The organism is Peribacillus sp. NPDC076916 (assembly GCF_050269675.1).
In the GTDB taxonomy this organism is placed as follows: Bacteria; Bacillota; Bacilli; order Bacillales; family DSM-1321; genus Peribacillus; species Peribacillus aracenensis.
Genome location: NZ_JBNNIU010000002.1, coordinates 826,417 through 842,126 on the forward strand (window position 1 = coordinate 826,417; position 15,710 = coordinate 842,126).

General features: G+C 40.4%; 14 protein-coding genes. 12 read left to right on the forward strand and 2 right to left on the reverse strand.

Going from position 1 to position 15,710, the window contains the following annotated elements:
• Positions 1 to 41: 41 nt before the first annotated feature.
• On the reverse strand, positions 42 to 668 hold the full coding sequence (locus ACQKFG_RS08920; RefSeq protein ID WP_427558010.1) for a CAP domain-containing protein: 627 nt from the start codon (positions 666 to 668) through the stop codon (positions 42 to 44).
• Between the two features lie 322 nt (positions 669 to 990).
• Between ACQKFG_RS08920 and ACQKFG_RS08925 the strand changes: the two genes are divergently transcribed.
• The 9 genes from ACQKFG_RS08925 to ACQKFG_RS08965 all read left to right on the forward strand — a co-directional run bounded on the left by ACQKFG_RS08925 (position 991) and on the right by ACQKFG_RS08965 (position 10,934).
• Positions 991 to 2,223, forward strand: coding sequence for an NAD(P)/FAD-dependent oxidoreductase (locus tag ACQKFG_RS08925; RefSeq protein WP_427558013.1), 1,233 nt, complete (start codon positions 991 to 993; stop codon positions 2,221 to 2,223).
• A 65-nt stretch (positions 2,224 to 2,288) separates the two neighbouring features.
• Positions 2,289 to 2,867 carry a GNAT family N-acetyltransferase gene (locus ACQKFG_RS08930; protein WP_427558016.1) on the forward strand — a complete coding sequence of 193 codons (579 nt, stop codon included), beginning with the start codon at positions 2,289 to 2,291 and terminating at the stop codon, positions 2,865 to 2,867.
• A gap of 173 nt (positions 2,868 to 3,040) precedes the next feature.
• Positions 3,041 to 3,475 (forward strand): DMT family transporter, encoded by a 435-nt coding sequence (locus ACQKFG_RS08935; protein ID WP_349728337.1) that lies wholly within the window; start codon positions 3,041 to 3,043, stop codon positions 3,473 to 3,475.
• 703 nt (positions 3,476 to 4,178) lie between these two features.
• Positions 4,179 to 5,813 carry a peptide ABC transporter substrate-binding protein gene (locus ACQKFG_RS08940; RefSeq protein ID WP_342613938.1) on the forward strand — a complete coding sequence of 545 codons (1,635 nt, stop codon included), beginning with the start codon at positions 4,179 to 4,181 and terminating at the stop codon, positions 5,811 to 5,813.
• A 133-nt stretch (positions 5,814 to 5,946) separates the two neighbouring features.
• Positions 5,947 to 6,876, forward strand: a complete 930-nt coding sequence (locus tag ACQKFG_RS08945; RefSeq protein ID WP_063235007.1) for an ABC transporter permease — start codon at positions 5,947 to 5,949, stop codon at positions 6,874 to 6,876.
• A complete protein-coding gene (locus tag ACQKFG_RS08950) occupies positions 6,876 to 7,805 on the forward strand; it encodes an ABC transporter permease (RefSeq protein ID WP_427558021.1) in 930 nt (309 codons plus the stop codon). Before ACQKFG_RS08945 ends, ACQKFG_RS08950 begins: the two co-directional genes overlap by 1 nt.
• Positions 7,806 to 7,854: 49 nt before the next feature.
• The gene (locus ACQKFG_RS08955; protein ID WP_192204973.1) at positions 7,855 to 8,868 is read left to right on the forward strand and encodes an ABC transporter ATP-binding protein; all 1,014 of its coding nucleotides are present in this window, start codon (positions 7,855 to 7,857) and stop codon (positions 8,866 to 8,868) included.
• Positions 8,869 to 8,881: 13 nt separating this feature from the next.
• Positions 8,882 to 9,874, forward strand: coding sequence for an ABC transporter ATP-binding protein (locus ACQKFG_RS08960; protein WP_048679436.1), 993 nt, complete (start codon positions 8,882 to 8,884; stop codon positions 9,872 to 9,874).
• Positions 9,875 to 10,079: 205 nt separating this feature from the next.
• Positions 10,080 to 10,934 (forward strand): crotonase/enoyl-CoA hydratase family protein, encoded by an 855-nt coding sequence (locus ACQKFG_RS08965; protein ID WP_228467421.1) that lies wholly within the window; start codon positions 10,080 to 10,082, stop codon positions 10,932 to 10,934.
• Between the two features lie 219 nt (positions 10,935 to 11,153).
• On the opposite strand, the gene ACQKFG_RS08970 is transcribed toward ACQKFG_RS08965, so the two are convergent.
• On the reverse strand, positions 11,154 to 11,354 hold the full coding sequence (locus tag ACQKFG_RS08970; protein WP_029714163.1) for a cold-shock protein: 201 nt from the start codon (positions 11,352 to 11,354) through the stop codon (positions 11,154 to 11,156).
• 557 nt (positions 11,355 to 11,911) lie between these two features.
• Here ACQKFG_RS08970 and ACQKFG_RS08975 point away from each other — a divergent pair.
• The 3 genes from ACQKFG_RS08975 (at position 11,912) to ACQKFG_RS08985 (ending at position 15,549) form a co-directional block, all read left to right on the forward strand.
• A complete protein-coding gene (locus ACQKFG_RS08975) occupies positions 11,912 to 12,460 on the forward strand; it encodes a GNAT family N-acetyltransferase (RefSeq protein ID WP_427558026.1) in 549 nt (182 codons plus the stop codon).
• A 219-nt stretch (positions 12,461 to 12,679) separates the two neighbouring features.
• Complete coding sequence (locus ACQKFG_RS08980; RefSeq protein ID WP_427558029.1) at positions 12,680 to 14,137, forward strand: CoA-acylating methylmalonate-semialdehyde dehydrogenase; 1,458 nt, start codon at positions 12,680 to 12,682, stop codon at positions 14,135 to 14,137.
• A gap of 71 nt (positions 14,138 to 14,208) precedes the next feature.
• The gene (locus ACQKFG_RS08985; RefSeq protein ID WP_192204970.1) at positions 14,209 to 15,549 is read left to right on the forward strand and encodes an aspartate aminotransferase family protein; all 1,341 of its coding nucleotides are present in this window, start codon (positions 14,209 to 14,211) and stop codon (positions 15,547 to 15,549) included.
• Positions 15,550 to 15,710: the final 161 nt, after the last annotated feature.

Genomic DNA, 15,710 nt, shown 5'->3' on the forward strand with positions numbered 1-15,710 from the left:
GGATAAAAAAAGGAGGCGGCAATCTGCCGCCTCTAACGTTTTTAATTTCCAATGAATTGCTGGGTCCAATAGTGGGTGTATTTCCCTCCTGTCACATGCCCAATTCCAATATGTGTATAGTTCTTGTTCAGAATATTAGCCTTATGTCCAGGGCTGTTCATCCAAGATTTCATGACAGCATCCGCACTAGGTTGACCTGCTGCGATATTTTCCCCTGCGTACTTGTAACTGATCCCAAAGGATTTCATCATTTCGAAAGGCGATCCATAACTGGGGCTTGTATGATTGAAATAATTACTATCTCGCATATCCTCGGATTTCAGAATTGCTACTTGAGAAATGGCTGTATCCATTTTAAGGGAAGGGATGCCCTGTTTTGACCGTTCTTCGTTCACTAAACTAAGGACCTGCTGTTCAACTGATTGACTTTCTTCTCGATTAACTGTGGTGTTGGAAGCGGGAAGATTTATGATTTGTCCGATTCGAATTTGGTTTGCATCGTTTATAGCAGAGTTCGTTTTAAGTAATTCGTCAATACTGACATCATATTCAGTAGCGATTTTCGTTAAGGTATCTCCTTTTGCCACCTCGTAAGTATTGGCTCCCAGAGCAACTTTTGGAGCTAATAGGGATAGCGACAGTGCTGATAAAAGGATGATTTTCTTCATTTTGATTCCTCCTAGTAGAATATCTGGATTGGAAGTATAGTATGCTATAAAAATAGTTTTGTGTAAAATTAGCTCATTAACATTCCTTACTGGAATGGGGAAAAGGTATCGAATGGGAAGCTGATGTTAAGGGTCCATATAACCTGGAAGTGTGTTAAGGATAACCAAAATCATAGGGCTTTTTGATAAATTGGAAGAATTATTTCATGTAGAAAAAGAATCATTTTACGTTTGAAGGCCATGTTTGTCAGGGTAAATAATAATAGCAGCAAAACGATATAGTTATATGGAACTAATAAATTATCCTAAGGGTGGAGCTTGTATGGATTTAAAGGCAGGGAAAATGTTTTGGAAAGATACATTTGAAGCTAGAAAATATCCAATTTTGGAAGAGGATCTTTCATGTGATGTTTGTATAGTAGGGAGTGGTTCATCGGGGGCGCACTGTGCCTATTTTTTGGCAGAGACGGGTCTGAATGTCGTCCTTATCGATAAACGGGATATAAGTGAAGGAAGTACGCTTGCGAATACTGGACTTTTACAGTATTCAAATGATAAAACATTAACTTCCCTCATCCATAGTTTTGGAGAAGAAGCTGGGACACGACATGTTCAGCTTTGTTTGGACGCCATTCGGACCCTTGAGAAAGAGGTTGTTCCAAATTTAAAGGAAAATCCGGATTTTAAAATTAGAAAAAGTTTGTACTTTGCATCCAATCCAGAGGATGTTTCCAAGCTTAAAGAAGAATATAGTAATCTTAAATCCCGTAATTTTCCTGTTGAATATTATACTGAAAAAGAGCTTGGCCGAAAATTTTTGTTTTCAAAAGAAGGAGCGCTGGTTACAGGTAATGATGCTGAAATCAATCCTTATAAACATGCACATTTATTGATTGAAAAGGCATTTTCGAAAGGCGTACGTGTCTATTCAAAAACGAAAATCAATGGGAAGATATTAAAAGAGAATAAAACCCAGTTATTTACTGAAACCGGACACACGATACATGCACAGGCAGTAATCTTCGCAACTGGGTATGAAGCCCAAGAAGAAGTGAAGGATAAAAATGCAGTGATCCTCAGTTCATATGCCATAACAACAAATCAAATAGCCGATCAAGCTAAATGGCATGATAATATGATGATCTGGGAAACGGCACGGCCTTATTTATATGCAAGAAAAACTCCTGACAATCGAATTATCATTGGTGGTCTTGATGAATCTATCAATTATCTGGAGAAGAGGGATTCAATGATTTTGAACAAAAGAGATAAATTATTGAAGCAGCTTATCAATTTGTTTCCAGAATTAGAGAATCGGGTCAGGGCTGATTATTATTGGGGAGCTTTTTTTGGTGAGACCCATGATGGTTTACCGACAATAGGAATATATCCTAACCATCCTAATTGTTATTTCTTATTAGGTTATGGCGGTAATGGGACGGTTTACAGTGTCATCCTCTCCCAAATCATCAGGGATTTGATTACAAAGGGAGGACATGAAGACTCGGCATTGTATGTTAAGGAAAGGAATTTTTCAAAAAGTATTGTCCACTGAGACAGGTATCTCTTCTTCAAGAATAGAATAAAGTAGACAACTGAATATACCGGGGGGATACTTCGATGTGGTTAAAGGAATTGGAAACAGAAAGGCTGCGTTTAATCGAAATAGGTCACCATCATGCTGAGAGTCTGTTTGAAATTCTCTCTAAAGATGAAGTGACCAAATATGATGGTATAGAAAGTTTAACCCGAGTTGAAGATGCCCGCCGCTTAATCGACTCGTTTAAAAGTGCTTATATAAACAAACGTGGGCTGCGGTGGGGAGTCATTTTAAAGGATTCAGGCAAATTCATCGGTACTGTTGGCCTGAACCAATTGAGCCTTGCGAACAAACGGGCCGAAATAGGTTATGAAATCCATCCCGAATATTGGAGGAATCATTTTACGTCTGAAGCCGTTAACGAAGTATTGCGCTATTGCTTTGAAGAATTGGGACTAAACAGAATTGCGGCATTAACTTTCAAGGATAATATTGCATCCAGAAACCTATTGAAGAAATTTGGATTTAAAGAGGAAGGCACCCTTCGAAGTTATCTATTTCTTCGGGATCAATCGCATGATGCACTGGTATTTTCCTTGTTAAGTTCAGAGTATTGCCAGTTAAGACAACAAATTATTCAGGAATCAAATAGATTATAGTTTAGTATTAGAACATTGCAGCTGGCCAATTGGGCCAGTTTTTATTTGTGGCATTTCTCTCCCGTTAGGATCAATTTATATCACTAAAGGACAATATACATATTTTTCATGTTAATATTAGAATAAGGATTCATTAATCAGTCCGGATGGACATAAAAAGGAGCAAAATCATTGTGAAGATGTTATTTCCGTTGCTTGCGGTCCTAGGCGGAATCACCATTGCCATACAAGGTCAAATCAATGGTGGGCTAGGGAAAAAAGTGGGAGTTATTGAAGCCTCTTTCATATCTTTTGGAATCGGGACACTCGCTTTATTATTTATTGTTTTGTTCGCGGGAAATGGAAACATATCTGCCATCGCGTCTGTTCCAAAATGGCAATTGATAGGCGGACTCTTAGGGGCTATTTATGTCATTGTGATGGTATTGGTCGTCCCTCAGATTGGAGTGGCACCAGCATTGGCCGGGGTTATCGCAGGCCAGATACTGATTGGGGCAGTCATTGACCATTTCGGTTTATTTGGAGGCGTACGGATCCCATTGGATGTGAAAAAGGTGACAGGCATTTGTTTGCTTTTCGTGTCATTATATTTATTTAATCATAAATGAAGAAGGGTCATTATCATTGGATTTGACGCGTACTTAAGGTGAGGAATTGAAGGAATATCACTATTCCTACATAGTTATTATCCATTATTTGGGGTGTGATTGAAAAGACCTGAATATTATATGGAGAAAAAATGTTATTCTACTAAAGTTTAATGTTTGTTAGTAAATGGTTTGCTAGGAACGTGGCCTTAGCAACCGACCTGGCTCGAATTATTAGAATATTTAGAAAAAAGGCGGGTGAGCGAACTTATATGAATACTGGTATAAATGTGTTTGAAAAAACACTGCAAGTCGGGAGTCATTTTACATTAAAAAGGTAATTATTCCTTTTTACCTAGTATCTAGATCGAATTGATTAGCAAATAAATACTATCTTGTGAAAAAGTACTCATCGGTTTATTGATTTTTTGATTTATTCGTAATATACTTAAAATTCAACATCTTTAATTCGAGGTATAGTACCCTTAGCGAGGTTGAAAAGAGGCTGATTTTTTCACTAGTAAACTGCATTAATGCTTTATTAGGGAGAAATATGGATTTATGCAAACGGTTCGCTAGTTGTTTTGGTGGGATCCCTGCTATGAATGCTTCTTACTTTCCTCGCGGACATTATATGTACTATACGGAAGATTAATAGGTGCTAGAAGGATAATCTCTTAAATGGGAATATTCTAAGAAAGAATAAAGATAGGGGGAATATTTTTTGAAAAAGTCTAAATTTTCAGTGCTTGCTCTTCTTATGGCCATCATGCTAATGCTTGCGGCATGCAACGGCGGTTCGAAGGAAACTTCGAATGAAAAGGAAGGCGGCTCGGGTGAATCATCCGGACCAAAAGTATTAAACGTAAACAACTCAAGTGAACCTGGTTCGCTTCACCCTGCCAATGCACAAGGTACTCATGAATCATGGATCCTTGAACATACGTTTGAGGGACTGACGAAGAAAACAGAAGAGGGCAAAATCGTTCCTGGTTCTGCGGAATCATGGGAAATCAGTGAAGATGGATTAACTTGGACATTCAAATTGAAAGATGGTTTGAAATGGTCAAATGGAGATCCGCTTACAGCGACTGACTTCGAATATGCTTGGAAATATGCTTTGAAACCGGAAACAGCTGCTGATTATGCTTACCAACTTTATTATCTTAAAGGCGGGGAAGCATACAACAGTAAGAAAGGGAAGGAAGAGGACGTAGGAGTTAAAGCGACAGACGAACATACGTTAGTGGTCACTTTGGAACAGCCTACACCATACTTCCTTGACTTGACTTCTTTCTATACTTTCTATCCAATCAATAAAAAGGTGCAGGAAGAAAATCCAAAATGGGCTTTGGATGCAAAAACACACGTTTCGAACGGTCCGTTCAAATTAACGGAATGGAAACATAAAGAAAGCCTGAAAATCGAAAAGAATGAAAATTACTACGATAAAGATAAAATCAAATTGGATGCAGTTAACTTTGCTCTAATTGAAGATGAAAATACAGCATGGCAAATGTATCAGAGTGGCGAATTGGACCTCGCTTATCCACTGCCAGTGGATATTCAAGGTCAAATGGTCAATTCTGATGATAAAGAATTCAAAATGGGCAAAGAACTTGCCGTTTACTATTACAACTTTAATACAGAAGTGAAACCTTTCAATAATGCTAAAGTAAGGAAAGCGCTTTCGATGGCTATCGAGCGTCAAAAAATCACCGAAAATGTTGCTCAAGGCGGACAAAAGCCTGCTTTCGGCGTAGTCCCTCCGGGTATTCCTGATGCATCTGGAGATTTCCAGGAAAATACAGGTAACCTATTTAAGGAAGATGTTACCGAAGCTAAGAAATTGTTAAAAGAAGGACTTGCTGAAGAAGGCATGAAAGAATTACCTGAGTTTTCAATTTTGTATAACACTTTAGATTCACACAAGAAAATTGCTGAAGCGGTTCAAGGAATGTGGCGTGATAACCTGGGTGTTGAAGTGACACTTGAAAATGCAGAATTCCAAGTTAAGCTTGACCGTGAAAAAGCTGGTGACTTTGAAATTTCCCGTGCAGGATGGGTTGGTGACTATGTTGACCCGATGACATTCATGCTTTGGGAAACGGACGGCGCCTATAATGATGCAGGTTGGTCAAACAAAGAATATGATAATTTATTAAAAGAAGCAAAATCTACAATGGATCCAAAAGAACGCATGGCTGCTTTGCATAAAGCAGAGAAAGTCATGATTGACGAAATGCCGATCCTTCCGGTTTACTTCTATACAAAACCATATATGGTTAAATCGAATGTTACTGGAGTTTTTGCTCCAATTAACGCTTATCCGAACTTTATTTACGCGGATAAAAAATAATAGAAGGATAATAGTGAAATGGGAGGTATGTCAGATTAAGGACATACCCCATTTTTCAATTGCGAATTTGAATATTTCATGCATTCATTTCCGTTTTCAACTTCTTAGAAAATCGATGATTGGGGTGATTACCATGTTGAGATATACATTAAACCGTTTTAAATGGGCGATTATTACTTTATGGGCTGTTATTACATTAACGTTCATCATAATGCATACGATTCCGGGAAATCCATTTGCAAAAGAAGGAGCCATGCCTCCTGCTGTTTATGAAAACCTTCAAGTCCACTATGGATTGGACAAGCCGTTGTTGACCCAATATGGGAATTATTTATTGGAAGTCGTTCAATTTGATTTTGGTCCTTCATTGAAATCTTCTTCCATTTCCGTGAATGATTACATTTTGAAGGGGTTTCCGGTGTCATTGCACTTAGGGGCACAAGCTTTGGTGATTGCCATCTTCTTTGGCCTCATTTTGGGTGTCGTGGCATCACTGAAAAGAAATAAATGGCCCGACTATTTATCAATGATCATTGCCATCGTAGGGATTTCCGTTCCTAACTTTATCCTGGCGACTATTTTAATTAATTATTTCGCAATTAAATGGAATATATTCCCTGTTGCTACATGGGCGACATGGCAGCATACCATTTTACCATCCATTGCCCTTTCGATGATGCCGCTTGCTTTCATCGCGAGACTGATGCGGACAAGCATGCTTGAAGTAATGGGGCAGGATTACATTTTGACAGCAAAAGCCAAAGGACTGAAACGGAGCGGTGTCATAATCAAACATGCGATTCGGAATGCGTTATTGCCGATTATCACGATTCTGGGCATCCTTACGGCTAATATCGTGACAGGAAGCTTCATCATTGAACGTATTTTTGGTATTCCGGGCATGGGAGATATGTTCGTAAAGGGAATATCCAACAGGGACTACCCGGTCATTCTTGGTTCCACAATTGTGTATAGTGCGGTGCTTATTCTATTGATATTCATCGTTGATATAGCCTATACGTTGATTGATCCTAGAATTAAAGTGACGGGGGAGAAGAAATAATGGCAGAAAAAGTGCATTTAACCGAAGATATGTTCCAACCCGCCGAAGGCAACTTTAAGGAAGCTGAAAAAATAGCAAGACCTACAGTTTCATATTGGTCTGACGTCTGGCGTCGATTTAAGGAAAATAAGCTGGCGATGACGGGGTTTATTCTAATAATCCTCTTGGTCTTGATGGCGATTTTTGGTCCGTATATTAACGGATATACTTATTATGGACAAGATTTCGATAAAAAGAATCTTAGCCCAAATAGCGAACATTGGTTTGGAACGGATTCATCAGGAAGGGATCTATTTACGCGAGCTTGGTACGGTGCAAGGATATCCTTGTTCATTGGATTGATGGCAGCGCTGATCGACTTTTTAATTGGTGTCCTTTATGGCGGGATTTCTGCCATTCGCGGTGGACGCACGGATAATATCATGATGCGTTTCGCTGAGGTGATCTATGCGATTCCATACCTATTGATGGTTATCTTAATGATGGTCGTATTAAAACCTGGTATTCTGCCGATCATCATTGCGATGTCGATTACGGGGTGGATTCCGATGGCGCGACTTGTACGTGGACAAGTTTTACAACTGAAAGAGAATGAATATATCCATGCTGCAACAATCTCTGGAGCCAATACGAGCTGGACTTTAAGAAAACACATGATTCCAAATACAATGGGACCGATCCTTGTCAATTTAACGTTGACTGTACCTACTGCCATTTTTGCCGAAGCTACACTTAGCTTTTTGGGACTGGGAGTTCCGGCACCTCAGGCAAGCTGGGGAACATTGACAAGTGATGCACTGGGAAGCATTCTGGTAGGGAATTTCTATCAACTTTTAATTCCTGCAATATTGATTTCCTTAACGATGTTCGCGTTCAATGTGGTTGGTGACGGATTGCAGGATGCCTTAGATCCAAAACTACGGAAATAAATGAGTCCTAACATAATGATTTGATATTACTAGAATAGGAGGGACGATGATGGAGAACCTATTAGAAGTCAACGATTTACAAATCACCTTCCATACTTATGCAGGTAAAGTGCAAGCGGTTCGCGGTGTGAACTTTGGCGTGAAAAAGGGGGAAGCCGTTGCGATTGTTGGGGAGTCCGGATGCGGCAAAAGTGTTACAGCGAAATCTATCATGAGATTATTGGAAACACCCCCGGCAGAGTATGGAAAAGGGTCGATAAACTTTGGCGGTAAAGACCTTCTTAAAATGAGTGAAAAAGAAATGCAGAGGATTCGCGGGAATGAAATCAGCATGATTTTCCAGGATCCGATGACTTCGCTCAATCCAACGACAAAAATCGGCAGCCAGATCATGGAAGGTATTTTAAAGCATAATAAAAACATGCCCCGAAATGATGCATATGAACGGGCGTTGGAAACGCTCAAACTGGTAGGTATACCTCAGCCGGAAAAAAGGATGCAGCAATATCCGCATGAGTTTTCAGGTGGTATGCGCCAAAGGGCAATGATTGCGATGGCCCTTGCTTGTGAACCGAAATTACTGATTGCCGATGAACCTACAACAGCATTGGATGTAACGATACAAGCGCAAATTTTGGAGCTGATGAAAGATATCCAACGAAGAATGGATACTTCCATCATTTTAATCACTCATGATTTAGGTGTGGTTGCGGAAACTTGTGAACGGGTAGTCGTCATGTATGCAGGCAAGGTTGTGGAGACGGGTACGGTAGAGGCTATATTTTCAAACCCGCAGCATCCTTATACAAGAGGTCTGCTTAAAACGGTGCCAAGGCTCGATATGGAAAAAACGGCTCCGTTGGTTCCGATTATCGGATCACCACCGGATTTATTGGATCCGCCAAAAGGATGCCCATTTTACCCAAGATGTGAATCAGCAATGAAAGTGTGCAAAGACCATGATCCGGAGCTTGAAGTAGTGGAAGAAGGTCAGACAGCCGCATGCTGGCTGCACCACCCGATGGCAAAGGCAGCACAAGTACAAGCACCGACTAATGTGTAAAGGAGGAGAACCAATGGTTTCACTGAAAAATAAGGCTGTAAAAGAAAAGACATACAACGAAAATTCTCCTCTTGTTGAAATAAAGAATCTGAAGAAGCATTTTCCTATCGGTTCTCAATCGCTTAAAGCGGTAGACGGTTTGGATCTCAAAATCTATCCAGGGGAAACTGTCGGTCTTGTTGGGGAAAGCGGTTGCGGTAAGTCGACTGCAGGTCGTACAATCACTCGATTATATGAACCGACAGATGGAGAAGTTCTTTTTCAGGGGAAAAATATTTTCGATTACAAACCTGGGGAAATGTCACATATCCGCCGTGAAATACAAATGATTTTCCAAGATCCTTACGCATCCTTGAACCCAAGGATGAAGGTGGAGGAATTGATTGGGGAACCACTTGCCATTCATGGGATATCAAAAGGTAAAGAGCGAAGAAAACGGGTGGAAGACCTGTTAAAGCTGGTTGGTTTAAGTCCGGAGCATATCACTCGTTTTCCGCATGAATTCAGTGGCGGACAACGCCAGCGTATTGGAATTGCAAGGGCCTTGGCTTTAAATCCTAAATTCATCGTTTGTGATGAACCAATCTCTGCCTTGGATGTTTCGATACAGGCCCAAGTGGTCAACTTATTAAAAGAACTGCAAAAAGAAATGGGATTGACTTATTTATTCATCGCGCATGATTTATCGATGGTCAAGTATATTTCAGATCGCATTTTAGTCATGTACCTTGGAAGAATGATGGAACTTTCGGATAGTGATTCTTTAACGAAAGATCCGCTACATCCATACACACAGGCCTTGCTATCCGCAGTACCGATACCAGACCCGACTATTAAACGGGAAAGGATCGTCCTTAAAGGCGATGTACCAAGTCCGATCAATCCGCCGAGCGGCTGTGTATTTCGGACGCGCTGCCCTAAGGCGATGGAGATATGCTCAAGTGCTGTACCTGAATGGAAAGAACAAAAACCAGGGCATTTCGTCGCTTGTCATTTATATTGGTAAACAAAAAAACCAGTTGCATTTGCGACTGGTCTTTTTTTACACATTTATGTAAAATATTTTTGGAATGGAAACAATTATCAAATTATTTATCAGCATGTCAAAATAAAAAACTAGGAATCTGAAAATAAAACATATAAAATGTAATTATATGTAAATATAAAATTCTGTTGAATGTTTCAATTTGTGAGAGAAGGAGGGATTGTTAGTGTATTCCACGATAACTAGTGAAATCGTCGATCGTGTCATGATTGTTACTCTTAATCGTCCAGAGAGAATGAATGCTTTCAATGAAAAAATGTGTGAAGAGATGATTCACGCTTTTAATGAAGCGGATGAAAATGATGACGTACGAGCCGTCATATTAACTGGCGCTGGAGATGCTTTTTGTGCTGGGATGGATTTGGAAAAAGGTGCAGAAACCTTTATGGATCACACTCCTTTGGTTGAATATCGCGATGCAGGGGGAATGTTGTCATTACGGATTTTTGAGATGAAGAAACCTATGATAGCAGCCATTAATGGAGCGGCAGTCGGGATTGGGATAACAATGACTTTGCCCATGGACATTAGAATTGCTTCAACAGATGCAAAGATGGGTTTTGTATTTGCAAGGCGGGGGATAACGATGGAGGCATGCAGCGGTTGGTTCTTGCCTAGACTTGTCGGAATGGGAAAAGCTTCCGAATGGATTTTTACCGGCAGGATGATTACGGCCAGTGAAGCATATGAGGGAAGGCTGGTAAACAAGATCGTCGAGCCAGACGAATTGATGTCTGCAGCAATGGAGATTGCGACAGACATTGCGGAAAATACATCTTCCGTCTCTGTGACGCTATCCCGGCAGTTAATGTGGTCAATGCTCGGTGCGAACCATCCGGTTGAATCACACAAAATAGAATCGAAAATGATTCATTGGACCGGAAAACAAGCTGATGCACTTGAAGGAATCGAAGCTTTTCTCGAAAAAAGGAAAGCCGATTTCAAAATGAAAAGCAGCACTGATATGCCACCGTTTTATCCATGGGGAACGGACCGAACCTATGAAGTGGAGAAGAAATGAATGGGGTAATATCAGGGAATCCAGGGCTTCGTAAGTGCGTGATAATTTTTACTTTTCGGATAAATTAGGGTTTCTATTCCTAGTGTGTTATACTGAGTTTACCATTTACTAAACTTGTTTCATGTTCCCTATTCCATGTGAATAGGGTTTTTTTTGATTGCTTTTTCAATCAAAAAAACAGACCCTACAAGTAGGGTCCGTTATATATTGTATTTAAAATTACGCTTTTTGAACGTTAGTTGCTTGGGGTCCACGTTGACCTTGCTCAACTTCAAAAGTAACTTCTTGACCTTCGTCTAATGATTTGAATCCTTCGCTTTGGATAGCTGAGAAATGTACGAATACATCGTCTCCGTTTTCGCGTTCGATGAAGCCAAATCCTTTTTCTGCGTTAAACCATTTTACTTTACCTTGTTCCATTGTTGTTGCCTCCTAGTGTGAATCCACACATTGTGTTACTACCCTTGCTCAATCATTAGACGAAAAGTTTTTCACTTATCAATCTTCCCGAACAAAAATAATTCTTTTTAAATATAACAGATAATGTCGGAGTCTGCAAGCTAACAATGGAAGATTATTTATGTGCACAGGCCATGAATAATTCTTGATACCCATGATTTTCCTCCTGGGTGTGATTGCCGTGACATTACATTGACCCCAGAAACATGGAATATGTTCGAAAAAAAGAATTCAAGTTAATCAATCGCAAATTGTAATTGTGGACATCTCATCTACAAATTTTTCCGATTTATGATGCATTCCTAATACTGTCATCCCAAAGGACTTGGCAATTTTTGAGGTTTCCTGTCCGATTTTTCCAGAAAAGAACTCATTCAAATTTTGGCTTATTATGGGTTTTCACGCCCTGAATCATTCTTTTCCGAATCATTCGTAAGTTTCGATAATATTTTAAATGGGACAGCGAGTGCTTAACAATCTTGCTATAATACTAGTAATCAATGGAATGGGGTGTATTCATGAACGTGAAAGACATATATGGACAGCTTCCTACTATGGAATCAAAACGCTTGGTAATGAGGAAAGTCACCATGAATGATGCCGAAGACATGTTCGCTTATGCATCCAACAGTGAAGTTTCCCGTTATGTCACATGGGAAGCTCATCGTTCCCTAAGTGATACAAAAGATTTTATCCGGTTTATCCTACAAAATTATGAGGATAAGAAAATTGCTCCATGGGGCATAGAACACAAGCAAAGTGGTAAGTTGATTGGTACGATTGATTTTGTTACATGGCAGGTTGATCATCATAGTGCAGAAATCGGATATGTGCTTGCACCCGAATATTGGGGGAGTGGCTTGATGACGGAGGCAGCTCAAAAGATAATCGCCTTTGGCTTTGAAAATATGAACCTAGTTCGAATACAAGCACGGTGCTTCGTTGAAAATTTGGGTTCAGAGCGAGTCATGCAAAAGTCTGGCATGTCTTTTGAAGGAATCATAAGAAAAGGAATGTTTGTTAAGGGAAAGCATCAAGACCTAAAGCTATATTCCATCATAAAATGATGGCTGTGAAGTCAGCTGATCAAAGAGATAATAATAAGGAAATATACATCGGCTTTGAAAGCGTGAATTTCTTTCAAGATTACTATGAATATGGGAAAATCAAAAACAAACAATATGTGCAAATATTGAATAAAAAACTATACAAAACGTCTAATGAAAAAAGTCGATTTGAAAAATATAATGAAACTATGAAATCGTGTTGAAATGGAGGGTATATTAATGGCAGTTATCAATGATGTAGAAACGTTGAAAAATTATATCGGTGGCAAATGGGTGGAGTCCACAACTTCGAAACATGAACAAGTGCCTAATCCGGCAACAGGGGAAGCATTGGCAATCGTTCCCCTTTCAACAAAGGAAGATGTAAACCAAGCGGTGCAAGTTGCTAAAAAGGCTTTTAAAGAATGGAAAAAGGTGGCCGTTCCAAAAAGAGCTCGCTTCTTATTCCGTTACCAGCAATTATTGATAGAACATTGGGATGAGCTTGCAAAGCTGGTCACTATCGAAAACGGAAAAAGCTATACAGAAGCATATGGTGAGGTTCAGCGGGGGATTGAATGCGTAGAGTTCGCAGCAGGTGCGCCTACATTGATGATGGGAAGTCAGCTACCTGATATTTCCCCAGGCATTGAATCCGGCATGTATCGGTATCCAATGGGTGTCGTTGCCGGGATTACACCGTTTAATTTTCCGATGATGGTGCCATGTTGGATGTTCCCGCTGGCAATAGCTTGTGGAAATACGTTTATCTTAAAACCTTCAGAACGGACACCGCTTTTAGCCAACCGTCTTGTGGAATTATTGACAGAAGCCGGAGTTCCGGATGGTGTTGTCAATATTGTCCATGGTGCCCACGATGTCGTGAATGGGATTTTGGAACATGAAGATATTAAAGCGGTATCATTTGTGGGATCCCAGCCTGTCGCAGAGTATGTATACAAAACGGCAGCTGCCAATAAAAAACGTGTCCAGGCTTTATCAGGAGCGAAAAATCATTCCATCGTCATGCCTGATGCGAATTTGGATAATGCTGTAACGAACATAACGAATGCCGCTTTCGGTTCTGCAGGCGAGCGCTGCATGGCTGCATCAGTGGTTGTTGCGGTGGGGGAAGTGGGAGATTCGCTCGTTGAGAGATTAAAGGCTGCAGCGGATGATATCAAGATTGGAAATGGAATGGATAAGGACGTTTTCCTGGGACCAGTGATCCGTGATACTCATAAAAAGAGAACTGAACAATATATTGAAATCGGGGAAAAAGAAGGAGCTGTCCTCCTTCGTGATGGCAGGAATGAAGGCGATCAGGAAAATGGCTATTACGTTGGACCGACTTTATTTGATCATGTGAAAACAAATATGAAAATATGGAAGGATGAAATTTTTGCCCCTGTCTTATCCATAGTACGGGTTAATACCCTTGAAGAAGCAATCGAATTGACCAATCAATCCGAATTTGCCAACGGTGCCTGCCTCTATACGGATAGTGCAAAAGCCATCCGGGAATTTCGCGAAGAAATTGATGCAGGTATGCTTGGTATTAACCTTGGGGTACCCGCGCCAATGGCATTCTTTCCATTTTCCGGCTATAAAAGTTCATTTTATGGAGATCTTCATGCCAATGGGAAAGACGGCGTTGAATTTTACACTAGAAAGAAAATGTTAACGGCAAGATACTGATAGGAAATTGGGGGTCGACACAAATTGTGGTCGGCCTTCATTTATAAATTATTTTAGGAGGAGTGTACCTTATGCAAGTTGAAAAACATGGTCAGGATCTTAAAGCGATGGATGGTAAATATGTATGGCATCATATGAAAGGGGCTGAATCCAGCCCTGGAGCAATGGTGATCAAAAACGGGCAAGGAGCATGGATAACGGATGTTGATGGGAATCGTTTCCTGGATGGGATGTCAGGCTTATGGTGTGTCAACGTTGGGTATGGCCGCACGGAACTGGCTGAAGCGGCTTACGAGCAGCTGAAGGAACTTCCTTATGCCCCTTTAACGAATAGCCACATCCCGGCCATTAAGCTAGCAGAGAAATTAAATGAATGGCTTGGTGGGGATTATGTGATTTTCTTCTCTAACAGCGGTTCGGAAGCGAATGAGACTGCTTTTAAAATTGCGCGGCAGTATCATCAGCAAAAAGGTGAACATGGACGTTATAAATTCATTTCCCGTTATCGCGGCTATCATGGAAATTCAATGGGCGCCCTGTCAGCCACCGGGCAGGCACAGCGAAAATATAAATATGAACCACTCGCCCCAGGATTTCTTCATGTATCACCGCCAGATTCTTACCGAAATCCAGAGGGTGAAAGCGGTGAAAAAAGTGCAGCGGAAATTGAACGGACCATTACATGGGAGTTGAGCGAAACGGTGGCTGCGGTCATCATGGAACCAATAATCACTGGGGGCGGAATTTTGATGCCGCCTGATGGTTATATGAAACGTGTCAAGGAAATTTGTGAGAAAAATGGCGTCCTTCTCATTTCGGATGAGGTCATTTGCGGGTTTGGCCGTACCGGTAAGAAGTTCGGATTTATGAACTATGATGTAAAACCAGACATCGTAACAATGGCTAAAGGAATCACGAGCGCTTACCTGCCATTATCCGCTACAGCAGTCAAACGTGAAATTTATGAAGCGTATATTGGCTCAGACGTTTATGACCGCTTTCGACATGTAAATACATTTGGCGGCAATCCGGCTGCCTGTGCCCTTGCTTTGAAGAATATTGAAATATATGAAAATGAAAAACTTATAGAACGGTCTAAGGAGCTAGGTCTACGCTTTCTGCAAGAGTTTGAAGAAATCAAATCTCATCCGAATGTCGGGGATGTACGTGGCAAAGGTTTGTTGGTAGGCATTGAACTAGTGGAAGATAAACTGACAAAACAACCGATTGAACTTACCAAAATCAATAAAGTAATTGCATCATGCAAAGAAAAGGGTCTGATCATAGGTAAAAATGGTGATACAGTAGCAGGTTTCAATAATGTCCTGACCCTTGCTCCCCCGCTTAGTATAACTGAAGAGGATTTTTCATTCATCATAACGACTGTAAAGCGAACGCTAGCTGAACTATGAAAATAAGGTGATGAAAAAACTGAAAATTCAGCATTTTATTGAGTTTCTGTATGTACTTATTGATACTCATTATTTATTTAAGAAAGATTGCATCCATACTTTGCTTATTAAATGAGACTGCTGTTTAATTTTAGCACCGTTCAGAACTTTGAACGGTGCTT